The 22158-nt window shown below is 74.4% G+C and carries 20 protein-coding genes; 9 read left to right on the plus strand and 11 right to left on the minus strand.

Annotated features, from left to right (window positions below; genetic code table 11):
* Positions 1-30: 30 nt before the first annotated feature.
* From HTZ77_RS45210 to HTZ77_RS13170, 6 genes are all read right to left on the minus strand, one after another.
* Entirely contained in the window at positions 31-1401 is a 1371-nt protein-coding gene (locus tag HTZ77_RS45210; protein ID WP_328808564.1) for a serine/threonine-protein kinase, read from the minus strand.
* A gap of 107 nt (positions 1402-1508) precedes the next feature.
* On the minus strand, positions 1509-1982 hold the full coding sequence (locus tag HTZ77_RS13150) for a S26 family signal peptidase (RefSeq protein WP_175589835.1): 474 nt from the start codon (positions 1980-1982) through the stop codon (positions 1509-1511).
* Complete coding sequence (locus HTZ77_RS13155; protein ID WP_328808565.1) at positions 1979-3868, minus strand: ABC transporter ATP-binding protein; 1890 nt, start codon at positions 3866-3868, stop codon at positions 1979-1981. The genes HTZ77_RS13150 and HTZ77_RS13155 overlap by 4 nt, the downstream gene beginning before the upstream one ends.
* Positions 3865-4422, minus strand: coding sequence for a TlpA family protein disulfide reductase (locus HTZ77_RS13160; protein WP_175589836.1), 558 nt, complete (start codon positions 4420-4422; stop codon positions 3865-3867). The genes HTZ77_RS13155 and HTZ77_RS13160 overlap by 4 nt, the downstream gene beginning before the upstream one ends.
* A 160-nt stretch (positions 4423-4582) precedes the next feature.
* Complete coding sequence (locus HTZ77_RS13165; RefSeq protein WP_175589837.1) at positions 4583-4762, minus strand: hypothetical protein; 180 nt, start codon at positions 4760-4762, stop codon at positions 4583-4585.
* 126 nt (positions 4763-4888) lie between these two features.
* A complete protein-coding gene (locus HTZ77_RS13170) occupies positions 4889-7636 on the minus strand; it encodes a BTAD domain-containing putative transcriptional regulator (protein WP_175589838.1) in 2748 nt (915 codons plus the stop codon).
* A 191-nt stretch (positions 7637-7827) separates the two neighbouring features.
* Between HTZ77_RS13170 and HTZ77_RS13175 the strand changes: the two genes are divergently transcribed.
* From HTZ77_RS13175 to HTZ77_RS13185, 3 genes are read left to right on the plus strand one after another with little or no spacing between them, the layout of a single operon-like run.
* Positions 7828-8637, plus strand: a complete 810-nt coding sequence (locus tag HTZ77_RS13175) for an NAD(P)H-binding protein (protein ID WP_175589839.1) — start codon at positions 7828-7830, stop codon at positions 8635-8637.
* Positions 8634-9029: a pyridoxamine 5'-phosphate oxidase family protein gene (locus tag HTZ77_RS13180; RefSeq protein ID WP_175589840.1), complete on the plus strand. Its 396-nt coding sequence runs from the start codon at positions 8634-8636 to the stop codon at positions 9027-9029. The genes HTZ77_RS13175 and HTZ77_RS13180 overlap by 4 nt, the downstream gene beginning before the upstream one ends.
* A gap of 10 nt (positions 9030-9039) precedes the next feature.
* Positions 9040-9900 carry a haloalkane dehalogenase gene (locus HTZ77_RS13185; protein ID WP_175589841.1) on the plus strand — a complete coding sequence of 287 codons (861 nt, stop codon included), beginning with the start codon at positions 9040-9042 and terminating at the stop codon, positions 9898-9900.
* 40 nt (positions 9901-9940) lie between these two features.
* Here the strand turns inward: HTZ77_RS13185 and HTZ77_RS13190 are convergent, their stop codons facing one another.
* The gene (locus HTZ77_RS13190) at positions 9941-10729 is read right to left on the minus strand and encodes an IclR family transcriptional regulator (RefSeq protein WP_175589842.1); all 789 of its coding nucleotides are present in this window, start codon (positions 10727-10729) and stop codon (positions 9941-9943) included.
* Between the two features lie 91 nt (positions 10730-10820).
* Here HTZ77_RS13190 and HTZ77_RS13195 point away from each other — a divergent pair, with 91 nt between their 5' ends.
* From HTZ77_RS13195 to HTZ77_RS13205, 3 genes are read left to right on the plus strand one after another with little or no spacing between them, the layout of a single operon-like run.
* Entirely contained in the window at positions 10821-11753 is a 933-nt protein-coding gene (locus HTZ77_RS13195; RefSeq protein WP_205302604.1) for a 5-dehydro-4-deoxyglucarate dehydratase, read from the plus strand.
* Between the two features lie 8 nt (positions 11754-11761).
* Positions 11762-12037 carry an ATP-binding cassette domain-containing protein gene (locus HTZ77_RS47425; RefSeq protein ID WP_205302651.1) on the plus strand — a complete coding sequence of 92 codons (276 nt, stop codon included), beginning with the start codon at positions 11762-11764 and terminating at the stop codon, positions 12035-12037.
* A 48-nt stretch (positions 12038-12085) separates the two neighbouring features.
* Positions 12086-13576: a flavin monoamine oxidase family protein gene (locus HTZ77_RS13205; protein ID WP_328808566.1), complete on the plus strand. Its 1491-nt coding sequence runs from the start codon at positions 12086-12088 to the stop codon at positions 13574-13576.
* A gap of 20 nt (positions 13577-13596) precedes the next feature.
* Here the strand turns inward: HTZ77_RS13205 and HTZ77_RS13210 are convergent, their stop codons facing one another.
* From HTZ77_RS13210 to HTZ77_RS13225, 4 genes are all read right to left on the minus strand, one after another.
* Positions 13597-13881, minus strand: coding sequence for a hypothetical protein (locus HTZ77_RS13210; RefSeq protein WP_175589843.1), 285 nt, complete (start codon positions 13879-13881; stop codon positions 13597-13599).
* A gap of 38 nt (positions 13882-13919) precedes the next feature.
* The gene (locus HTZ77_RS13215) at positions 13920-16082 is read right to left on the minus strand and encodes a hypothetical protein (protein ID WP_328808567.1); all 2163 of its coding nucleotides are present in this window, start codon (positions 16080-16082) and stop codon (positions 13920-13922) included.
* 164 nt (positions 16083-16246) lie between these two features.
* Positions 16247-17866, minus strand: a complete 1620-nt coding sequence (locus HTZ77_RS13220) for a peroxidase family protein (RefSeq protein ID WP_175589844.1) — start codon at positions 17864-17866, stop codon at positions 16247-16249.
* Positions 17863-19170: a cytochrome P450 gene (locus HTZ77_RS13225; RefSeq protein ID WP_175589845.1), complete on the minus strand. Its 1308-nt coding sequence runs from the start codon at positions 19168-19170 to the stop codon at positions 17863-17865. Before HTZ77_RS13225 ends, HTZ77_RS13220 begins: the two co-directional genes overlap by 4 nt.
* Positions 19171-19404: 234 nt before the next feature.
* Here HTZ77_RS13225 and HTZ77_RS13230 point away from each other — a divergent pair, with 234 nt between their 5' ends.
* The 3 genes from HTZ77_RS13230 to HTZ77_RS13240 all read left to right on the plus strand — a co-directional run bounded on the left by HTZ77_RS13230 (position 19405) and on the right by HTZ77_RS13240 (position 22157).
* Positions 19405-20361, plus strand: coding sequence for an acyl-CoA desaturase (locus tag HTZ77_RS13230; RefSeq protein ID WP_328808568.1), 957 nt, complete (start codon positions 19405-19407; stop codon positions 20359-20361).
* A 94-nt stretch (positions 20362-20455) separates the two neighbouring features.
* Positions 20456-21658, plus strand: coding sequence for a low temperature requirement protein A (locus HTZ77_RS13235; protein ID WP_328808569.1), 1203 nt, complete (start codon positions 20456-20458; stop codon positions 21656-21658).
* Positions 21659-21758: 100 nt separating this feature from the next.
* Positions 21759-22157 (plus strand): hypothetical protein, encoded by a 399-nt coding sequence (locus HTZ77_RS13240; protein ID WP_175589847.1) that lies wholly within the window; start codon positions 21759-21761, stop codon positions 22155-22157.
* Position 22158 lies beyond the last annotated feature (1 nt).

The raw sequence follows: 22158 nt of genomic DNA on the forward strand, positions 1-22158 counted from the left end.
GAAGCGGTGCCGGCGGTCACGCCGGTCCCGTCAGCACACCTGGGGGATGCACGTGAACGGGTTCTCCATGGTGGGCTGCTGCCACGGCGGAGGTGGGGCGGCGGTGGTCTCGGGTTCCCGGTCCGGGACCGTCGTCCCGGAGGGCGGGGCGGTGGTCGCGTCCCGCCGGGGTTCGTCGTCGGGCAGCGTCACCACGGGCCTTCCCGTGCGGGCGGGCTTGGCGGTCGGCGCGGGGGTTCTGAGGTGGGGCGTCCGCTTGGGGGCCGGGGGCGGGGTCCGGCGTTCCGTCTTCGTGGACGCCACCGTGGCTGCGGCCGTGGTGGGCCGCACCGCGGGCTGGGGTGTCGCGTCCCCCACGGCGGGTGACGAGCCGGCCGGGTCGTCGCCGCCGGAGTTGAGCAGCACCCCGCCCGTCACGAGGAGCGCCGCTGCCGCCGCGCCGCCGGCGATCGTCACGGCCAGCGTACGGCGGCGGCGTCGCCCCCGAACGGCCGGCGGGCCCGCGGACCGCCCGGAAGGCGCCTCCGCCCCGGCGATCCCGGCAGGCGCGCCGGAGTGTCCGGGTAACGCCACCCGTTGTCCGAGAGGACGCCCCGGGTGGGAGGAGGTCAGTCCCGCCACCAGGTCCTCCGCGCCGGGCCTCCGGGCCGGGTCCTTGGACAGGCCGGCGGTGACGAGCGCGAGCAGCGTCCCGTCCAGCCCGGTGATCACCGGCTCCTTGTTGAGGATGCGGTTGATCACCGCCGGGGTGGAGTCCGCGCCGAACGCGGGCCGTCCCGAGGCGGCGAACACCATGGTCACGCCCCACGCGAAGACGTCGGCGGCCTCCGTCACCGCCTCCCCGCCGAGCTGCTCCGGCGCGAGGTAGGACGGCGTCCCCATCGTCGATCCGGTCGAGGACACGCCCGGCGCGTCCAGAGCGCGGGCGATGCCGAAGTCGATCACGACGGGACCTTCCGGCCCCATCAGGATGTTGGCGGGCTTGAAGTCCCGGTGCAGGATCCCCGCGCGGTGGATGGCGGCCAGCGCCGTGGCGGTGCTGATCGCCAGGCGTTCCAGCGCGGCGCCGCGGCGCGGCCCCTCCCGGGTGACCAGCTCGCGCAGCGAGGGCCCGGGCACGTACTCGCTGACGATGTACGGCCGCTGGCCCGCGAGGTCGGCGTGGAGCACGGGCGCGGTGGAGAACCGGGCCACGCGCCGGGCGATCTCCACCTCGCGCAGGAACCTGTTCCTCGCCTCGGGGTCGCCGAGCAGGCCGTGGTGGAGGAGCTTGACGGCGACCTGCTCGCCGGTCGCCGTCCGTCCCAGGTAGACGACGCCCTGGCCGCCCTCGCCCAGCCGTGCCGTGATGTCGTACGGGCCCAGCCGCCGCGGATCGTCGTCCATCAGCGGTTGGTTCACTCTGGCCCCCCAGAACGCGTCAACACTGCATGAAAGGTATCAGCGTGGTTGTCGCTACGTCCCCCCGTCGCGATCAAGCCCACCCGGTTCGGGTCAGGAGGCGCGGGTCATGGCTGGCCGACCTTGCGGAGCACCACGCCGAGCAGCCGGTCTGTCGTCATATATCCGGCATGGCGAGAGTCGTGGGACCGGTCTGGATTGTCACCCAGCACCACCAGGTGCCCGTCGGGCACCCGGGTACCCGGCGCCGTGCGCAGCGCGGGCACCGTGTCCCGCGGTATCGGGTCGCCCGGCACGGCCGCGACCCGCTTGACGATCCAGCGCGGGCTCAGCTCCGCTCCCTCCTCCGGCCGTCCGTCCGGCCCCGGCCGGTGGCCCAGACCGGCGAGGACCACGACCTGCCCGTCACGCAGCGAGCGGGCCGGCGTGCGCCGCACCACCAGCCGCTCCCCCGGCCGGTACGTCGGCAGCATGCTCTCCCCCTGAACGGTCACCACCACGTACCGCCGCCGCACCCACACGACGGCCAGCGCGACGACGACACACGCGACCGCCGCAGCCACCACGACGCCCCCGGTCACCGCGCCGCCCCCGTCGGTTGCACGTCGTCCCGGTAGCCGGCGGCCTGCCGGGTGAACAGCCGGGCGTACGTGCCGTCGTCGGCCAGCAGCGAGGCGTGCGTGCCCTCCTCGGTGACGCGGCCGTCGGCCAGCACCACGATCCGGTCGGCCTCACGGACCGCGCCGAGCCGGTGGGAGATCACCACGCTGGTGCGTCCGGACCGCAGCCGCGCGAGCCGGGTGTGGATCTCGTACTCGGCCTCGGGGTCCAGGCCGGAGCTGGGCTCGTCGAGGATCATCAGGTCCTGGTCGCTGCGCAGGAACGCCCGCGCGAGCGCCAGCCGCTGCCACTGCCCGCCCGACAGCAGCACGCCTGACGAGCTCGGCACCCCCGAGGTCGGCGCGTCCTCCGCCTCCGACGATTCCTCCGGATCCGGGTCGAACTCGCGGCTCAGCAGCGTGTCGTAGCCGCGTGGCAGGGCCACGAGGGCGTCGTGGACGCCCGCCTCCCGCGCCGCCCGCTCGATCCGCGTCCCGTCCTCGACGGCGCTCAGGTCGCCCACCGCGATGTTGTCGGCCGCCGTCAGCTCGTACGCCACGAAGTCCTGGAAGACCGCGCCGATACGGGAGCGCAGCGTCTCCGGCGGCACGTCGCGGATGTCCACGCCGTCCCAGAGGATCGCTCCGCGCGTCGGGTCGTAGAACCGGCACAGCAGCTTCACCAGCGTGCTCTTGCCGGCGCCGTTGAGGCCGACGAGCGCGACCGTGGAGCCGTTCGGGATGAACAGGTCGACCCCGCGCAGCACCCACGGATGGTCGTCGCCGTACCGGAACCACACGTCGCGCAGCTCGATGCCCCGGCGCAGGGCGGGGAGCGACTGGGGATCGCGCGGCGCGGGCAGGTCGGAGCCGGCGGACACGACCTCGACGTGATGCCGGAACGTCAGAAGCTGCTCGTAGGCCATCACCCCGGCCGACACCATGACGTTCAGCGCCGCCTGAACTCCGGCCGAGGCCGCCACGAACATCGCCACATCCCCCACGCCGAGCTCGCCGCGACCGGCCGCGAGGATCGTCCAGACCAGCCCGGCGCCGACCACGGACGCCGAGACCGCCGAAAGGCTCGCCTGCACGACGAACTCCCGCCGGTCCATCCGGCGGCGGGCGGCGTCGGCGGTCCGCAGCTCGGCCAGCATGCGAAGGCGCAGGAAGTCGCCGAGGCCGAAGAGGCGGATCTCCTTGGCGGCGTCCGCCGTCGACATCAGCTGCGCGTAGAACACCTCACGGCGCTCGGCCGGCCCGATCCGCCACAGCATCGCGACGCGCTGCCGCGACATCCGCAGCTCGATGAGCAGCGCCGGCACGGCCGACAGCAGGACCAGGGCGGTGAACGTGGGGCTGATCACCGCCAGGGAGCCGACGAAACCCGCGACGGTCACCGCGCCGCGCGCGGTGGAGGTGGCGGTGTCCACCAGCCTGCCCGGGTTGGCGGCGCTCTGCTGGGCCAGGCGTAGCCGGTCCAGGAACGCGGGGCTCTCGAAGCGGGTCAGTCCCGTGAAGCGGGTCACCGCGGCGAACAGCTCGTCCTTGGCGCGCAGCGCCGCCCGGCGGTCCACCTCGCCGCGCAGGTACTGCGTGGCGTGCGCGGCCGCCGCGGCGACCGTCGTCACGACGGCGATCGTCACCGCCAGGCCGAGCAGCGCGGCGGTCCGGCCGTGCGCCAGGCCGTCCAGGACGGCCTTCGTCAGCCAGGCCAGGGCGACCGGGGTGGCGGCCCCGACGAGCGTGGCCGCCATGTACCCGAGCACGTGGGCGGGCGCCGCCCGCCACACCATCCCGGCGGCGCGGGCCGCGCATCCCGCCAGGCGGCGGGGCGTCGGCTTCGCGTCCGGCGGGCGGCTGGTCACGCCGGCGACCCGACCGGCAGCCGCGAGATCTTGGGCGCCGTCGCGAGGAGCTTGCCGCCCTCGGCCACCTGGTAGAAGGTCGGGAACGCCTGCAGCTTGAACGCCTCGGCGACCTGGGGCGGCGTCGCCTCCTCCACGATCACCCGCGCCACCGGCGACAGCGTCGTGACCAGGTGCGCGACGTCGCCTTCCCGGCCGTCGACCACCGCCACCACGCGGGAGCGGTCCTGACCGGCGGCCCAGGAGGCCAGCTCGGGGAGCTGCTCACGGCAGCCCGCGCAGTCCGGCGACAGGAACGCGACGACGGTGCCCTCGGCCAGGCCGTCCCGCGTGACGCGGTCTCCGTCCACGGTCGTCGCGTCGAAGTCGCCCACGGCCTCGCCGATGGCCGCGCCGGCTCTCACCCCGGACAGGCCGCCGGAGCCGACGACCTCGTACAGGGCGTCGATGAGCTTCGTGTGCTCCTTGATCCGCCGGACCAGGCCGAGGGTCAGCAGCAGGTTCACCAGGCACAGGAGGCCCAGGAGGACCATGATGGCGACCAGATAGGGCACAGGACACCTCCGTGTCGAAAGTTCACAGGGTGTGCCCGGCGGCGGACGGCCGCCGCCGGGCACGGGTCATCGCGACGGGCTCGTCACCATGAGGACGGGTGCGGGCGGCCTGGGGGCCGCGGCCCGCGCGCGTCGCGGGGACGAGCGTCCGCAGGTGTCGTCAGGCGCAGGACCTGGTGGACACGCAGCTGCCGCAGTGGTGGGAGCCGTTCGGGTAGTAGCAGCAGTACTTCCAGGTGGACTTGCTGCAGCACTGGTAGTCGCAGTCGGTCGCCCGAGCCGCGGTGTGGGGGGCGAACAGCTCCAGGAGCCGGTCGGCCATCCTGTTCATGACACGCATGGAACCTCCCTGTCGACGCTCCGGGCACGGCTTCCCGCACCCGGCGCGGCGGACGGGCGGCTCATCTCACGAGGCCACCGTCCCGCCGCTCGTCGCAGAGACTGCGTCAGAGGTCTGAGCGATTTCTCAATGATTTCTCAACGGCCGTTCTTCCTGACCATGGGCGGCGACGCGGTCGCGCACCGTACGGGCCCGGGCGTCGCCGACGGCGTCGTAGCACCGGGCCGCCCGCTCCCAGGCGTCGAGGGCGGCCGCGGTGTCGCCCGCCGCCACGTGCGCCTCGCCCAGGCGGACCAGCGTCTCGGCGGCGGGGTACAGGTCGTCGCACCGGCGGAAGAGCTCCACCGCCCGCTCGTAGCAGACCACCGCCTGCGCCTGCTCGCCCATGGCCTGCAGGATGTACGCGATGCTGTCCCAGGCGTGCGCCTCGCCCTGGGCGTACCCGTGCTCGGCCAGGATGCGCTGCGCCCGGCGGCAGTCGGCCAGTGCCCGCTCGTGGTCGCCGTGCTGGGCCCGCAACCATCCCGCGTTGTTCAGCGCCCGCGCCTCGCCGACGACGTCGCCGGCCCGCCGGAACAGGTCCCGCGCGCACAGCAGGCTGTCCAGCGCCTCGCCGGGTCGCACCACGATCAGCGAGGCCGACAGGCCCATCTGGACGTGCGCCTCCAGAGCCGGCTCGTCGAGTGACCGGTGCAGTTCGACCGCCCGCTCGAAGTGCTCGACCGCCTCCTTGTGGCCGCCGAGCCTGGCGTGGGCTCGGGCGACGCTGTTGTGGCAGCGGGCCTGGGCGAGCGGGTCGCCGGCCCGGCCGGCCGCCTCCAGCGCCACGCCCTGGACCCGCAGGATCTGCTCCCACGGGCCGCGCCGGTGCATGAACTCCGCGAACGCCCACGCCAGCTCGTACGCGTGCCGGTCCAGCCCGGCCCCGGTCGCCTCCGCCAGCAGCCCGGGCAGCGCCGCGCACTCGTCGGCGTACCAGCGCAGCGCGTCGGCCTGCCCGGCGAACCGCTCCGCCACGGCCCCTCGCGCCCGGGGGTGTGGCTCCAGCTTCTCGCGGTGCGGATAGCAGACCTCGCTCGCGGCGCACGCCGAGTGCAGGTAGTAGTCGAGCAGCCGCCGCGTCGCCCCGCGCCGCACCGCCCGGCTCTCGGCGGCCCGCTCCTGCTCGGCCGCGTACGCGCGCAGCAGGTCGTGCAGGCGCAGACGGCCGGGCGCGGGGACGTCGACCAGGTTGGCGCGTTCGAGCCGGGCGACCAGCTCCCTGGCCCGGTCCACCGGCACGGCGGCCAGGCTCGCCGCCGCGGCGAGCGGCAGGTGCGGGCCCGGGTGCCGGCCGAGGCGGCGGAACAGCCGGATCGCCGGCTCGGGCAGGTCCCGGTACGACCGTCCGAACACGGTGCGCAGGTCGATCGCCGGGTCGCTGTGGGTGAACGGCTCCAGGTCCGCGCCGGTCCGGGAGAGGTCGGCGGCGACCTCGGGCAGCGGCTGGTCGGCGCGTCCGGCCAGTTGCGCCGCGACGATCGCCAGGGCCAGCGGCAGCCGGCCGCACCGGTGGATGATCTGCTCCGCGGCCTCCGGCTCGGCCGCCAGCCGCGACTCGCCCAGCCGCGCGGCCAGCAGGTGGTAGGCGTCGTCGTCCGGCAGGACGTCCAGCCGGATCAGGGAGGCGCCCTCGGCGACCGCGAGGCCGGACAGCTCGGCGCGGCTGGTGATCAGCGTCGCGCAGCCCGGCGCGGCGGCCAGCAGCGGGCGCACCTGCTCGGCGCCGTGGGCGTCGTCGAGCACGACGAGCACCCGGCGGGAGGCCAGCATGCTGCGGTAGAGCCCGATCCGGGCCTCGACGCCGGACGGCACCTGGGCCTCCGGGACGCCGAGCGCGCCGAGGAAGCGGGGCAGGATCATGGCGGCGTCGGCGGCGTCGACCCTGCTGAGATCGGCGAAGAGCTGCCCGTCGGGGAAGCGGTCGCGGTTCAGGTGCGCCCAGCGCAGCGCGAGGGACGACTTGCCCACCCCCGGGGGTCCCGAGATGGCGCAGATCGCCGCGGTCGCCGCCGGGTCGCCGGTCGCGACGGCGGCCAGCCGTTCGAGCTCGGCCGCCCGCCCGACGAAGAACCGGAGATCCACCGGCAACTGGGCCGGGACCACGCCGGCGGTCTCGGCCGCGTCACCGGACAGCAGCAGCATCCGGTGGACGCGGCGCAGCTCCGCGCCCGGCTCGACGCCCAGCTCCTCGGCCAGCGTCCGGCGCACCCGGGCGAAGTGCGCCAGCGCCTCGGCGGTCCGCCCCCACGCGTGCAGGGCCTCGATGAGCGCCGCCGCCAGCAACTCGTCCAGCGGGTACTCGTCGGCCAGCGGCGACAGCGCCGCGACGGCCGCGGCGGCGTCGCGGCCGGTCATCATCCGCGCCCAGCGCAGCGCGGTCTCCTTGCGCTCGTCGCGCAGGCGGTTGCGGGCCCGCTCGGCCCACTCGCCCGGCAGCCCGGTCAGCGGGTCGCCGCGCCACAGCGCGAGGGCCTCGCCCAGCAGCGGGGCGGGATCCGGCTCGGCCATCGCCTGGTCGGCGAGGCCGCGGAACCGCGACACGTCGACCGCGGACTCGTCCACGTCGAGCAGGTAGCCGCCGAGCCGGTGGACGACCGCGCCGTCGTCGCCGAGGATCTCGCGGCGGATGCGGGTGATGACCGTGTACAGGGTGTGCCGCGCGCCGGCCGGGACCTGGTCGCCCCACACGCGGGCGAGCAGCGACTCGACCGGCACGACCCGGCCGGCCTCCCAGGCGAGCGCTGCGAGGGCGAGCGCGACCTGCGGGGGCCGCACGGGCCGCGGACGGCCCGTGCGCTCCACCTCGACGGGTCCGAGCAACCGAATCAGCACGACGTCCATCCCTTGCTCGTGGATCTTCGAGCGTAACGAACGCGGCGGCGCCGGCGCCGACGGTTCCGCGCTGCCGATGATCTTTTCTCGACGAGGTTAGTCATCCGACTGACTTGCTGTGGACACACGCCCCCGCGACCCGCTAGAGTGTCATTCAGTCAGCCAACTAACTAACTCTCTAGGAGAGCAACATGATCGTCGTCACCGGAGCCACCGGCAACGTCGGCCGCGCACTCGTCGACGCCCTCGCCTCAGCCGGGGAGCAGGTCACGGCCGTGTCCCGCCGGCCCGCCCAGGTCCCCGACGGAGTACGCCACCACCGCGCCGACATGGACGACCCCGCGAGCCTCCGGCCCGCCCTGGACGGCGCCGCGGCGCTCTTCCTGCTCGTGGCGGGCGACGACCCGCACGCGATCCTCAAGGAGGCGGCGGGCGTCGGGCGGGTCGTGCTGCTGTCCTCGCAGGGCGCGGGCACCCGGCCCGAGATCTACCGGCACCCGGCCCTGTTCGAGCAGACCGTACGCGAGTCGGGAGCGGACTTCACGATCCTGCGGCCGGGCGGCTTCGCCTCCAACTCCTTCGCCTGGGCCGAGTCCGTCCGGACCGCGCGCACCGCCGCCGCGCCCTTCGGGGACGTCGGCCTGCCGGTCATCGACCCGGCCGACATCGCCGAGGTCGCCGCCGCGGTGCTGCGCGAGCCCGGGCACGCCGGCCGTACGTACGAGCTGACCGGACCGGCGCCCGTCACCCCGCGCGAGCGGGCGGCGGCGATCGGCGAGGCCCTCGGCGAGCCGGTGCGGTTCGTCGAGCAGACCCGCGAGGAGGCGCGGGCGCAGATGCTCCAGGTGATGCCCGAGCCCGTCGTCGAGGGCACGCTGGCGATCCTCGGCGCGCCCACGGCGGCCGAGCGGGCCGTCAGCCCCGACGTCGAGCGCGTGCTCGGCCGCGCCCCGCGCGCCTTCGCCGAGTGGGCCGCCCGCAACCTCCCCGCCTTCCGGTGATCGCCGCCGCCCTCCCCGGCGCCGCGGCCGAGCGCTTCCTGGCCGAGCCGCGCCTGGCCACCCTCACCACCCTGCGCCCCGACGGCTCGCCGCACGTGGTCGCGGTGCGCTTCACCTGGGATCGCGCCGCCGGCCTGGCGCGGGTCCTGACCACCGGCTCCACCCGCAAGGCCAGGAACCTCTCCCGGCCGGGCGGGCGCGCGGCGCTCTGCCAGGCGGAGGGGTTCCGGTGGGTGACGCTCGAAGGCGCCGCCACCGTCCACGACGCCCCCGAACGGGTGGAGGAGGGCGCACGCCGTTACGCCGCCCGCTACGGGGCGCCGCCGCCGAACCCGCCCGGCCGCGTGGTCATCGAGATCGCGGTCGACCGCGTCATCCGACTCAACCTCTGAGGAACCGATCATGCCTGTTCAGCACGTCCTCGACTCCACCGTCCACTACCGGGAGTCCGGCTCCGGGACGCCCCTCGTCTTCCTGCACGGCAACCCCACCTCCTCCTACCTGTGGCGGAACGTCATGCCGGCCGTGGGCCCCGGGCGGCTGCTGGCCCCCGACCTCATCGGCATGGGCGAGTCCGGCAAACCCGACATCGCCTACACCTTCGCCGACCACGCCCGCTACCTCGACGCCTGGTTCGACGCGCTCGGGCTGCGCGACGTGGTGCTGGTCGGGCACGACTGGGGCGGCGCCCTCGCCTTCGACTGGGCCGCGCGCCACCCGGACCGGGTACGCGGCATCGCGTTCACCGAGACCATCGTCAAGCCGATGACCTGGGAGGAGTTCCCCGAGGACGGCCGCGAGCTGTTCCGGGCGATCAAGACCGAGGGCGTCGGCGAGGCCATGCTCCTGGACGACAACGCCTTCATCGAGCAGGGCCTGCCGGGCAGCACGGCGACGCCGATGTCCGCGGGCGACCTCGACGTCTACCGCAAGCCGTACCCGACGCGCGAGAGCAGGCTGCCGCTCCTGCGGTGGGCGCGCTCGATGCCGCTGGACGGCGAGCCCGCCGACGTCGTGGCCAGGGTCGAGGCGTACGACCGGTGGCTGGCGGCCAGCGCGGACGTGCCCAAACTGCTGATGACGTTCGCGTACGGCGCGGGGGTGATGGTGCGCGACGACATGGTCGCGTGGTGCGCCGCCACCATGGCGGGCCTGGAGATCGAGCGCTCCGACGCCGTCGCCGGGCACCACACGCCGGAGGACCAGCCCGCTCTGATCGCCGCGGCCGTCTCGGCGTGGGCGGACCGGCACGGCCTGCGCTGACCCGCCGCCCGGCCGCCCTCCAGCAGCCGACGGACCCGGCTCAGCGGATGATGCGCGCCCGGGCCCGCAGCAGGGCGGCCACGATCGTCTCCTCGCGCTCGGGGCTGAGCCGGACGATGGGGATGGAGCAGCTCAGCGCCTCGTTCGGCGCCGAGCCGAAGTCGAGGGCGACGGCGAAGCAGCGCAGGCCGATGGTCGACTCCTGCTCGTCCACGGCGTGGCCCCGGCGGCGGATCTCCTCCAGCTCCGCGCGCAGCGCCGTCCGGTCGGTGATCGTGTGCTCGGTCCGCGCCTCCAGCCCCGGCGGCAGCAGCGCGTCGACCTCCTCCCAGGGACGTCCGGCGAGGATCGCCTTGCCGAGCCCGGTCGCCCAGGACGGCAGGCGCCGGCCGGGCCTGGAGACCACGGCGAGGGAGTGCCGCGTGATGTTGGTGGCCAGGTAGACGACCTCGGCGCCGTCGAGGCGCGCCAGGTGCACGGTCTCGCCCAGGTCGCCGTGCAACTCGTCCATCACGGGCTGCGCCCGCTGGACGACGTCGTCCCGCTCGACGTACGCGGCCCCCGCGCGCAGGGCGCGGATGCCGATCCGGTAGCGGCCGCCGCCGTCGGTCTCGATCCAGCCCGTGTCCACCAGCGTGGTCAGCAGCGCGTAACCGCTGGCCCGCGGCATTCCGAGGGCGGTCACCACCTCGCGCAGCGAGCACGCCCGAACCGCGGAGCTGAGGTATTCGAGCACCGCGATGGTCCGCTCGGCCGACTTGACGCTGCGGACGCCACCACCTCCCCCTTCGGCGGGCTCGCCGGACGGCTCCAGGACCTGTTTCGTCATCGACCACCTCTTGACGCCTGTGGAAACGCCAACTTAATGTCTCGGCTACAAATATAGACGTCGTCTCTATATGTAGACAAGAGGTTCGCCGTTGATTCCCCCCGCCCTTTCGCGACTCGCCTCGCTCTCCGGCTTGCTCGCCTTCCCCGTCACGCCGTTCACGGAGACGGGGGACGTGGATCTGGCCCGTCTCAGGACCCACCTCGACGACATGCTCGCCGCGGAGCCCGGGGCGATCTTCGTCGCCTGCGGGACCGGCGAGCTGGCGTCGCTGACGGCCGGCGAGCAGCGGGCGGTGGTCGAGGCCGCCGTCGAGCACGTCGCCGGAGCGGTGCCCGTGCTCGCGGGAGTGGGCGGCGGCACGCGGACGGCCGTGGAGCTCACCCGCGCCGCCGAGGCCGCCGGAGCCGACGGCGTGCTGGCGCTCCCGCCGTACCTCCAGGTCGGCCCGCCGGCCGGGCTCGTGGCGCACTACCGGGAGGTGGCGGCGGCCACGGACCTGGGGGTGATCCTCTACCAGCGCGGCACCGCGATCTTCTCCCCCGAGGCGGTGGCCGAGCTCGCCGAGGTGGACAACATCGTCGCGCTGAAGGACGGGCACGGCGACATGGAGCTGCTCCAGCTCATCCGGACCGCCACCGGCGGGCGGCTCCCCCTGCTGAACGGCCTGCCGACCGCCGAGATCCACGCCCGTTCCTACGCCGGCGTCGGGGCCCGCGCCTACTCCTCCGCGGTGCTCGCCTTCCTCCCCGAGGTCGCCACCGCGTTCTTCCGGGCGTTCGACACGGGCGACGACGCGACCCAGGAGCTCCTGCTGCGCGAGTTCTACGCGCCGCTCGCCCGGCTGCGCCAGACGACCCCCGGTTACGCCGTGTCGCTCGTCAAGGCCGGCCTCGCCCTGCGCGGGCGCTCCGCCGGCCCCGTACGGGCGCCGCTGGCCCAGGTCACCCCGGAGCACCGCGAGCAGCTCGCCCGCATCATCGACCGCGGGCTCGCCGCCCTCGGCGCGACAGCCGTCGCCTAGCACGCGGCCTGCCCGGCCCCCCAGTCGGCGAGTCCGGCTGCGGCAAGTCGACGCTCGCCCGGGTGCTGCTCATGCTGGAGCGCCCGGACCGGGGCCACGTCAGGTTCGAGGGGACTGACCCGTTCGCCCTGCGGGGCAAGGAGCTTGGCTGCAGGTTCCGGACCCGCTGCTGGAAGGCCGAGGACGTGTGCGCCCGGGAGGCGCCGCCCCTGATGGCGCCGGCCGGCGAGCCGGCGCACGCGGCGGCCTGCCACTTCCCTCTCCAGGACGCGGCGGCCCGGTAGGCGCCCAGCTCTGGATCGTCACGTAAAGCGATTCTACAATCGCTTTACGTGACGACGAAGGAGCGTGAAGCCCTGGACGAGAGCCGGTCGATGTCGTCGGCGCCCAGACCGAGTCATGATCTCAGAGTCCCGCCCGGCGTGGTGGCGACGGCCGAGCGCGGCCTGGCCGGCGGCGGCCGCCCCCGCAAGCGCGTGCTCGTCATCGGGGGCGGCATGGCCGGCCTGGTGGCCGCGTACGAGCTGATGCGCCAGGGGCACGAGCCCGTCGTGCTGGAGGCCCAGCAGCGGGTGGGCGGGCGCGTGCTCACGCTGCGCGGGTTCGCGCCCGGCCTGTACGCCGAGGCGGGCGCGATGCGCATCCCCCGCGTGCACGACCTCACGCTCGCCTACTGCGCGAAGTTCGGCCTCAAGCTGCGGCCGTTCGTCATGGGCAACCCCGCCGCCCTGGCCTACATCCAGGGCGTCAGGACCACGCTCGGGCAGCTCAACGACAACCCCGGGATCGTCGACTTCGGCCTGGCCGAGCACGAGCGCGGCCGCACCTACGAGGACCTCTGGCGCACCGCCACCCAGGAGATCCACGAGCTGTACGAGCGGGAGGGCGAGAACGCGCTCGACCGCATCTGCGCCGAGTACGACCGCTACTCCATCCGCAGCTTCCTGCACGAGCGCGGGTTCTCCGAGGGCGCCATCGAGCTCTACGGCGTCATGAGCTTCCGGGAGGCCAACCTCAACGCGGCGGTCATCGAGCAGTTCCGCGAGATCATCGGGCGGGCGTTCGAGGACATGCAGGAGATCGAGGGCGGCTGCGACCTGCTGCCGACCGCCTTCTACCACGAGCTCAGGAACCACGTCCGCTTCGGCCACGAGGTCACCGCCATCGAGCAGGACGACCACTCGGTGACCCTGCACGTCCGCACCGCCTCGGGCCGCACGACGTTCACCGGCGACCACGCGATCTGCACGATCCCGTTCTCGGTGCTGCGCGACGTCGAGACCAGGCCCGCCTTCTCGCGCCGCAAGCAGCGCGCCATCCGCGAGCTGCACTACAACGCCTCCACCAAGATCCTGTTCCAGGTACGGCGGCCGTTCTGGGAGCGCGGCGACGGCATCGTCGGCGGCACCACGGTCACCGACCTGCCGATCCGGCGCATCTGCTACCCCTCGCACCCCGCGCCGGGCGACGAGCGGGCGGTGCTGCTGGCCAGCTACACCTGGGGCCAGGACGCGCTGCGCTGGGGCGCGATGTCCCCACAGAAGCGGATCGAGCAGGCGCTGGAGGACGTCGCCAAGATCCACCCCGAGATCCACGACCACTTCGAGTTCGGCGTCACCCACTCCTGGTACAACGACCCCTACGCGGCCGGGGCGTTCGCCCTGTTCGAGCCGCATCAGCAGACCAGCCTGCACGACGCGATCGTCGCGCCGGAGGGGCGGGTGCACTTCGCGGGCGAGCACTGTTCGCTGTGGCACGCGTGGATCGAGGGGGCGCTGGAGTCGGGGCTGAGCGCGGCACAGGCGGTGCACGAGGCGCCCTGACCCCGGCCCGCGGGTGCGGGTCAGTGCGCGGCGGGGCGGACGCTGTCGGCGTAGTGGCGCAGATGGGCGGCGGCCGTGGTGAGGTCGGCGGCGGCGGTCGTGCAGGCGGCCAGGTGGGCGTTCACCGCATGGCGCAGCCAGCGCGGCGCGACGCCGCCCGCCTCCAGCCGCTCGCTGATCTCACGCAGGCGCTCGGCGCACTCGGCCAGCGCGCGGGCGTCGGTCTCCAGCACGACCGCGTGCGCGGTGATCGGCGCGGGATCGGCCGGACGCCGGGCCGGTCGCCGAGCGGGGGGACGGCGCATGTGGACCTCCGATCAGAGGGTGGAGTGTGCTGCCGGGCTCAGGTGGTCGGCACCGGGACGGCGGCGTCACGGAGGGTCCGGCGGGCGGTGGCCGACAGGCAGAGCAGCGGGCGGGCGCCGTCGAGACCCAGGTCGCGGAGCAGGCGGGCCAGCGGGTGGGCCGACCCGGGCGCGACGGTGAGCCGGAGCCAGGGCGCGGGGTGCAGCAGAGCCCGGCCGCGGGCCCGAACACAGGAGCGCAGCGTCGTGCCCGCGGCCCGCGCGTAGCCGACCAGGTCGCGCTCGCTCACCGGCAGCCCGGGACCGAGCCGCCCGCCCAGGACGAGCAGCCACTCCCCCGCAGCGGCGCTCCCGGCCGCGCTGTCCCCGTAAGCCCCGGCCCGAGAGGCTCCGCCGAGTCCGGCGGTGATGCGGGCGAGCCCCCTGGCCAGCCCGAACTCCAGCGGCAGCAGCGACGGCTCGCCGCCCCACAGCCGCGGCGCCAGGGCGGCGACGACGGCGGTGTCCACCACGGAGCCGGCCAGGAAGACGCCCGAGCGCCGCCGGTCGGCCCCGCGCACCAGGTCGTACCAGCCGAGCGGCCCCCGGGCCCGCCACGGGCCGGGCACGACGACGCCGACGTGGAGCTCGCGGTGGACGCCCACGCTCGTGCGCCGGTTCCAGGCGGCGTGCACGGCGACGAGGGCGCGGCCGGCGACCCGCACGGCGGGGCCGAGCCCGGTCCCCTCCAGGAGCGCCGCCGCCACCGCCGGGTTCGCGGCGAAGTACGCGGTGAGCGCGCCGCCGTCCTGGCACCGGATCGGCAGCTCCACCCGGCCGCCCGGGCCGGGCACCGCGTGGGTGGGGACGGTGAGGAAGGGGAACCCCTCGGGTTCGGGCGGGTGGTCGAACAGCCGGTAGACCTGCGAGCGCACGACCGGCCCCCGGTACGGCGCGAGACGCCCGTCGATGTGGTCGCGGGCCTCGGGCAGGTCGGTGGCGATGTTGGCGACGTAGCGGTCGATGCTGTGGCAGAGCGGGAACAGGTGGGTGGCGTCGGAGTAGTCCACCACGTACCAGTCGGGATGCAGGTCGAAGCAGCCGCCTGCGCCCTGGCCGTCGAGGGTGGGGACGATGTCGTGCTGGTTGGTGACGCTGGCGACCCAGGTGTCCGGGTCGGCGGGCCGTTTGAAGTCGACGGGCGCGCCGACCGTGATGGCGTGGGTGACGGTGTGGCGGGCGCAGAACCCGGGGTCCTGCGCCAGGTTCATGACGGCCGCGCCGCCCGCGCTGTGCCCGATCAGAGCCAGTTCGGCGCCCTCGGGCAGGCCGTAGTCGGCGACGGCCTTGGCGAGGGCGCGGCTGTACGGGCTCGCGGCCAGCACGGCGCTGCTGAAGGCGCCGAGCAGGTCCTGGGGCGAGTCGTGGTCGGGCCGTCCGGACCGCATGCCGGGCGCCTGGACGACGTGGCGCACCACCCCGTCGGGGCCCTCGACGCTCTGGATGAGGACGCGGCCCGTGGTGCCGATCACGCTGATGTTGCCGAGGAAGCCGAGCAGGGATCCCTTCGTGGCCAGCCGCGCGGACTCGGTCTCGGCCGGCTCGACCCGGCGCGCGGCTCCCTCGCCCCTGTCGAGCACGGCGACGGCCCGGTTGCTCATGCCGGTGACCGGGTCGGCCGTGGCGTAGCCCGTGCCCGTGGCGATCAGCCAGGCGGTGGCGTCGTTGAGCGGGTTCTCGTCCAGCAGCGCCCGCAGGGCGAGGACCTCGCCGAAGACGGGGGCGAGCTGGCTGAGCACGCGCACGGCGCCGCGGTCCGCGAGCAGCGCGCGCAGGGCGCGGACGGCCTCCAGGTCGCGGTCCGCGGCGGCCGCCTCGACGAGCCGGTTGAGCATCGGGTCTCCGGTCAGCTCGGGGTGGTCGACCGCGACGGCCGCGATCCGCAGCCGCAGCGAGGTGGCCAGGACGCGTACGGCCAGGCTCTCCGCGCCCGCGAGCGCGCCGAGCGCGGCGGCCAGGGACACGGGCCGGCCACCCGCGGGAGCCCACCCGAGGCCCCTGCCGTCGGTGATCGCGCGCAGCAGCGCCCGCTGGGTCCGCCAGCCCGCGGAGGGTGCGTGCGGCAGGGCCTTGAGCAGGGCGCCGTCGGTGAGGGCGGCCGTGGCGTGGACGGCCGCCCCGCGGACCGTGACCCCGATGTCGACCAGCTCACGCGCCGCCACCCGCAACGACTCCGCCGCCGGCCCGATCCCCTCCCCCTCCGGACCGCGCGACGCTTCCGAGGCCGGGCCGTCCCCCTCCGGACCACGCGACGGCTCCGCGTCCGCGGCAGACTCGCCGCCCGCCGATACACCCGACGGCTCACCGGCCGCGCCGGGGTCGCCGGTCATCGGGTCGCGCCGCGGGTCGTGCCGGCGCGGGAGGCGGCGGCACCGGGGACGGCGGCGCGGGTCATGCTGACGAAGCGGGGACGCGGGCCCTCGGGGACGTTGCGGCGCACCACGTCCGACAGCCTCCTCGTGGACGCGATGATCCGCATGCCGGTCGGCGAGAAGGTGGCGGCGTTGAACACCCGCGGCGCCAGCAGCGGATTGGTCAGCGCCTGGGAGAACGCGTCGATCGCGATGATCTTCGTGAGGAGGGGCGGCAGGATGGCGTCGGGAGATCCGGGCTCCTCGGCGAACAGCCCCACGTACAGGTCGAGGTCGTCCACGTCGCGATAGAGCTCCCGCAGCGCGCCGCTGACCCGCCGGTCGCCGGAGACGTGCTCGAAGCGGCGCACCCGGGGGAACCGGCAGTGCTCGCGGTAGCTGTTGTAGGGGGCCAGGGCGAGGGCCCGGGAGTCGGCGATGCTGGCCGCGTCCACCTCCCGGAGCAGCGGGTCGGTGTTGAACAGGCCGATCCGGCCGGCGCGCTGGCGTGAGGCGTCCTCGAAGAGGCGCCCGAGGCCCGGTCCGGGGATCAGCGCGCCGCCCAGGAGCGTGTCGGCCATCGGCAGCTCGCGGCCGCCCACCGACAGCCGCGAGGGGATCAGGCCGTGCCAGCGGTAGACGAGGTTGAACTCGACCGACGCCCAGTTCTCGCGGTGCCACGGCGCGCGGGCCAGTAGCGTCGTCAGGCCCGGGTCGAGGGTGAAGCGGAAGTGGTACGGGGTGATGTGGTTGATGTACTCCTCGACCACCAGCTTGATGAGCAGCACGATGAGGATGTTGCGGGCGGTCTGGAACAGCCGCTCGTCGTCCCAGCGCGGATGGGCCTCGGCGAGCCGCCGGGCCACCCTGTTGTGCTCGCGCAGGAACAGCACCGTGAGCATGGTGAAGCCGATCTGGATGTTGCCCCGGTCGCTGCCGGTCGCGAACAGGGTGTCGCGCTGGGCGTCGGTGAGCTCGTCGAAGCGGATCACGCTCAGCGGGGCGAACTCCGGCTTGATCTTGCCGTTCTCGCACAGGTGGGGCGGGAACTCGCCGCCGTCGATGATCTGGCTCTTGAGCAGCCCGCCGTCGAACGCGCGCAGCGCCGCCGTCGCGTCCTGGTGCAGGCCGTAGAGCTGGTTGAGGTCGATGTGGTGGTTGGAGCTGTTCTTGCGCGGGTCGCGCGGGACGTTGACGTCGCCGCGCAGGAAGCCGTCGGTGAACCACTGGGCGAAGTAGGCGAACAGCACCGTGGAGCGCGGGCACGGGATCATGGCGTCGCCGCGGGTGAACAGCTCGGCGGCCCGTTCGGGGGTGGGCCGGCCGTCGCCCGCCGCGGTGTGCGGCGGCAGGTGCCGGCCGCTGTAGGTGCGGTCGGTGAGCGACGCCCAGGACGTGTAGTCGCCCATCGTGCTCAGCGGCTCGGGCCGCGGGGGCATCTCACGGACCGCGTGGTCGATCAGCGAGGCGTTGAGGCGACGCCGGAGCGGCGGGACGGCCTGCGCGAGGTCCCAGAACGGCCGGCCGTTGGTGAGCGCCAGGAACCGGAGCCGGTTGGCGGCCCCGTCGACCGCGATGCCGCGCGCGCTCGTCATGCCTGCTCCCCCTCGGTGCCGAGGCCGAGCACGAACCGGTCGGGGAAGATCCCGTGCGAGCGGATCACCCGCCCTTCCGGTGGCGGGAGCAGGCGTACGCCGGGGCGCAGCAGCAGGCGGCGTACGACCTCGCAGATGACGACCCGGGCGGGATGGACGCCGAGGCACGCGTGGTGGCCGTGACCGAAGAACAGGTGGTGGTGTCCGGGCCGGTCGAGGCGGAACGCGTCGGGCTCGGTCACCACGTCCGCGTCGAACATGGCCGAGGCCGGCGCGGCGAGCACGAACGTGCCCGCGGGGATCAGCGTGGCGCGCGGCGTGCCGGCGGCCAGCACGTGGTCACGCTCGCACAGCCGGGGAAGCAGCTTGAAGAACGGGTTGAACCGCAGCGCCTCCCAGACGTGGGCGTCGAAGCGAGCGGGATCGGGCTCGGCGGCCGCCTCGACGGCCCCGGCCAGCACCTCGGGACGCAGCAGGAGCTGCTCGACCGCCTCGGCCATGGCGCCGGGCGCGCTCTCCACGAAGCCCAGCGGCAGGCCGGCCATGTTGACCACGATGCGCTCGTCGTCCACGCCGATCCCGGCGGGCAGGACGGTGTCCGCGAGCCGGGCGAACACGTGGTCGGGCACCTGCTCGCCGGCCCGCCGGGCGGCCCGGAGCCCGGCGAGCCGGTCGCGCAGGTACGCCGTCATGTCGGCGCCCGCCTGGGCCGACGCGGCCTGGAGGTCGGGGTCGCCCGCGAAGTTGGCGAAGCCGTCGGTGACGATCGCCCGCGTCCACCGCGACAGGGTCTGCCGGTCGGGGCCGGGGAAGCCGAAGTACGTCGCGCAGACCTCCAGCGCGACGTGGCGGAACAGCGTGTGGACGGCCTCGACGCGGCCGTGCGGCCAGGCGGCGTCGAGCGCCTCGTCGGCGACCCGCCCGGCCAGCTCGCGCACCCGGGCCGTGTCGCGCTGGTCGAGCATGACCTGCATGAGGCCCCGGTCGCGCCAGTTCATCGCCGTGGCGTCGCGGCCCAGCATGAACGGGCCGCCCAGCGCGGCGTCGAGGCGCGGGCCGAAGGCGCGTACCGAGAAGACCGACTCGTGGGAGAGCACCTCGGTGACGTCGGCGAAGCGGGTCACCACCGTGAAGGCCGGCGTGACGAAGACGGGACGCCGCTCGCGCAGCTCGGCGAACAGGGCGCGCCATTCGGTGCGCATCCACTCCCGCACGAGGCCGAACGCGGACATCGGGTCGCGGGCCAGCGCCTCGTCGTATCGGTCGAGATAGCCGCCCGTGGTCGTCTGACCGGCAGCGCCCATGCCAGTGGCCCCTTCCGTCTGAAGCCGGAGCGAACAGAGATCATCACGTTGTGTAGCCACAATCTAGACAGGGACGCGGCGTCGGCTCAGGGTTACGGTGCGCAGTGTTTTGATTCCTTGCAGTGACGATGTCGTCACTTCCCGGCCATTGCCGTGGCGAGGGGACGCGGCCTTTGAATGGTGAGCCTGAAGGGTGAGCCGCAGCATCCCCCTTCGCTGATCACGGGAGGTAGCGTGACGTCGTCGGCCATCCCCCAGCCGGGCTCGGGCACGGCGGAGACGGTGACGGTCACCACCGGCCGCCGCACCGCCTACCTGGTCGTCCTCGTCGTGCTTCCCGTGCTGCTGCTGGTGCTCGCCGTGCCCGCCGTGTGGGGGTGGGGCATCGGGCCGCGCGACCTGGTCATCGCGGTGGTGATGTACCTCGTCAGCATCTTCGGGATCGCCATCGGCTACCACCGGCTGTTCACCCACCGGGCCTTCCGGTGCCGCCGGCCGCTGCGCGTCGCGCTCATGCTGGCGGGCGGCATGGCGGTCGAGGGCCCGGTCACGCTGTGGACGGCCGAGCACCGGCGGCACCACAAGTACGCCGACCGCGAGGGCGACCCGCACTCCCCGTGGCGCTACGGCGACGACGGCTGGGCCCTGCTGCGCGGCATGGCCCACGCCCACGTCGGCTGGTTCTACACCGCGCGCCGGCGCTCCAGCCGCCGGCACTGGGTGCCCGACCTGCTGGCCGACCCGGACGTGCGCCGGTTCGACGCCGCCTACCCGGCCGTCGCCGCGCTGTCGTTCGCGCTGCCGGCCCTCGTGGGCGGGCTGTGGTCGTGGTCGTGGACGGGCGCGTGGACGGCCTTCTTCTGGGGCGGCCTGGTCCGCTACGCCGTGGTCCATCACGTCACGTGGTCGGTGAACTCCGTCGCCCACACCTTCGGCGACCGCCCGTTCCGCACCCGCGACCGCTCGTCGAACGTGTGGTGGGTGGCGCTGCTGACGCTCGGCGAGGGCTGGCACAACTGGCATCACGTGGAGCCGACCTGCGCCCGGCACGGGGTGCTCCGGGGCCAGGTCGATCCGAGCGCGCGGCTGATCCGCTGGTTCGAGCGGGCCGGCTGGGCGTACGGGGTGCACTGGCCCGACCCCGCCCGGCTGCGAGCCAGGCTCGCGGACCGCGACGCCTCACCCGGCTGACGCGCCCGCCGACCCCAGGGGGTCCTGTGCCGGTGCCGGCCCCGGCAGGGGGTCCTGTGCCGGTGGCCGGCCGCGGCGAAATATCGTCGGAGGCGTGTCATCTCCCATGCGGCCACCGGGCGCCAGGCTCCGCATCCCGATGAGCGCGCGTGCGGTCGACGAGCCGCACCGCGTCTCCAGCCAGCTTGAGCTGCTGTTCGACCTCACGTTCGTGGTGGCGGTCGCGGCGGCCACCGCCCAGTTCGCGCACGACGTCGCCGCGGGTCACGCGCTTGCCGGGCTCGTCCTGTTCCTCCAGGTCTTCTTCGCGATCTGGTGGGCGTGGATGAACTTCACCTGGTTCGCCTCGTCGTACGACACCGACGACGTCGCCTACCGGCTGCTGACCATGCTGCAGATGGGCGGCGTGCTGGTCCTCGCCGCCGGCGTGCCGGCCGCGGCGGCCGAGGCCGACTACCGCGTCATCACGATCGGCTACCTCATCATGCGGGCCGCCCTGATCGCGCAGTGGGTGCGGGCCGGCGTGGAGGACCCGGCGAGCCGGCGTACCGCGCTGCGTTACGCGAGCGGCATCGCGGCCGTGCAGGTGGGCTGGGTGATCCGCCTGGTGCTCGCGGAGTCGGACGCCCTGCCTCCGGCCGCCCGGGTGCCGTCCTTCGCCGCGCTGGCCGCCCTGGAGCTCCTGGTGCCGTGGTGGGCGGAGCGCGGCGGGTCCACCGCCTGGCACCCGCACCACATCGCCGAGCGCTACGGACTGTTCACGATCATCCTGCTCGGCGAGAGCGTGCTCGCCGTGACCCGGGGGGTCACGGCGGCGCTGGAGTCGACCGAGGTCGGCGGCTCCCTGGTGGTCATCGCCGTCTCGGGGCTGGTCCTGCTGTTCGCCCTGTGGTGGCTGTACTTCCTCGCGCCGGCGGGCGAGGGGCTCAGCGACCGCCGCCATCGGTCGTTCCGGTGGGGATACGGACATTACGGCGTGTTCGCGGCTCTCGCGGCTCTGGGCGCCGGCCTGGAGGTCGCGGTCGAGCAGACCGGGCACCACGTCGCGGCGTCGCCCTTGACGATCTGCTACGCCGTGGCGATCCCGGTCGGCGTGTTCCTCGTCCTGCTGTGGCTGGTCCACGCGGCGATCGCGGACCGGCCGGTCGTCCGCCCCGCCGTGCTGCTGGGCGGGGTCGCCGTCATCCTGCTGCTGCCGCTCGCGGCGGCGACGATCGGCGTGGCCGGGGTGGTGGCGGCGATCGCGGGCGTCTGCGTCCTGCTGATCGCCGCCGCCGTCGCGTGGGGATCCGCCTAGATCCCCCGTTCCGGGCGTATGGTGGACGTACGGCGACGCAAAGGATTGCATGATCAGCGAGTACCCCGGGCCATCCACGGAACGGCGGACGCGCCGCCGCGTGACCGAGTCAGCCGTCTTCGACGCCCGCTCCCGGCCCCCGGCAGAGGTCGAGCACTGGACCTGCCCGCACGGCCGGCACGCCGGGCAGGGCTGTGTGACCTGTTACCAGGCCGCGGCCGACGCCGATCCGGCGCTGCCGGTCTGGGAGGTCGCGGCGTGGTTCACCTCCGCCCGGCCGATCCCGATCAGGGCCCTGCACGACGTGCACCGCCACGGCCACCACTTCGCGCTCGACCAGCCGTCCACCCCGCTGATCTTTCTGCTGACGGGGCAGCTCCGGGCGGCCCAGGCGGTGGAGGCGGTGGCGGGGCTGGTCGGGTTCCTGGTGCAGAACCGGCACATCGTGGACGAGTTCACCGTGACGGAGGTCCGCGCCGTCCACTCCCTGACGGGCTGAG

It is taken from the genome of Nonomuraea montanisoli (assembly GCF_013363975.1).
In the GTDB taxonomy this organism is placed as follows: domain Bacteria; phylum Actinomycetota; class Actinomycetes; order Streptosporangiales; family Streptosporangiaceae; genus Nonomuraea; species Nonomuraea montanisoli.

What these genes read in the sequence shown, in the direction of transcription:
- HTZ77_RS13165 (WP_175589837.1), bottom strand. Translation starts at nt 4,762, where the DNA reads ATGCGTGTCATGAACAGGATGGCCGACCGGCTCCTGGAGCTGTTCGCC.
- HTZ77_RS13175 (WP_175589839.1), top strand. Translation starts at nt 7,828, where the DNA reads ATGATCGTCGTCACCGGAGCCACCGGCAACGTCGGCCGCGCACTCGTC.
- HTZ77_RS13185 (WP_175589841.1), top strand. Translation starts at nt 9,040, where the DNA reads ATGCCTGTTCAGCACGTCCTCGACTCCACCGTCCACTACCGGGAGTCC.
- HTZ77_RS13190 (WP_175589842.1), bottom strand. Translation starts at nt 10,729, where the DNA reads ATGACGAAACAGGTCCTGGAGCCGTCCGGCGAGCCCGCCGAAGGGGGA.
- HTZ77_RS13210 (WP_175589843.1), bottom strand. Translation starts at nt 13,881, where the DNA reads ATGCGCCGTCCCCCCGCTCGGCGACCGGCCCGGCGTCCGGCCGATCCC.
- HTZ77_RS13220 (WP_175589844.1), bottom strand. Translation starts at nt 17,866, where the DNA reads ATGACGAGCGCGCGCGGCATCGCGGTCGACGGGGCCGCCAACCGGCTC.
- HTZ77_RS13225 (WP_175589845.1), bottom strand. Translation starts at nt 19,170, where the DNA reads ATGGGCGCTGCCGGTCAGACGACCACGGGCGGCTATCTCGACCGATAC.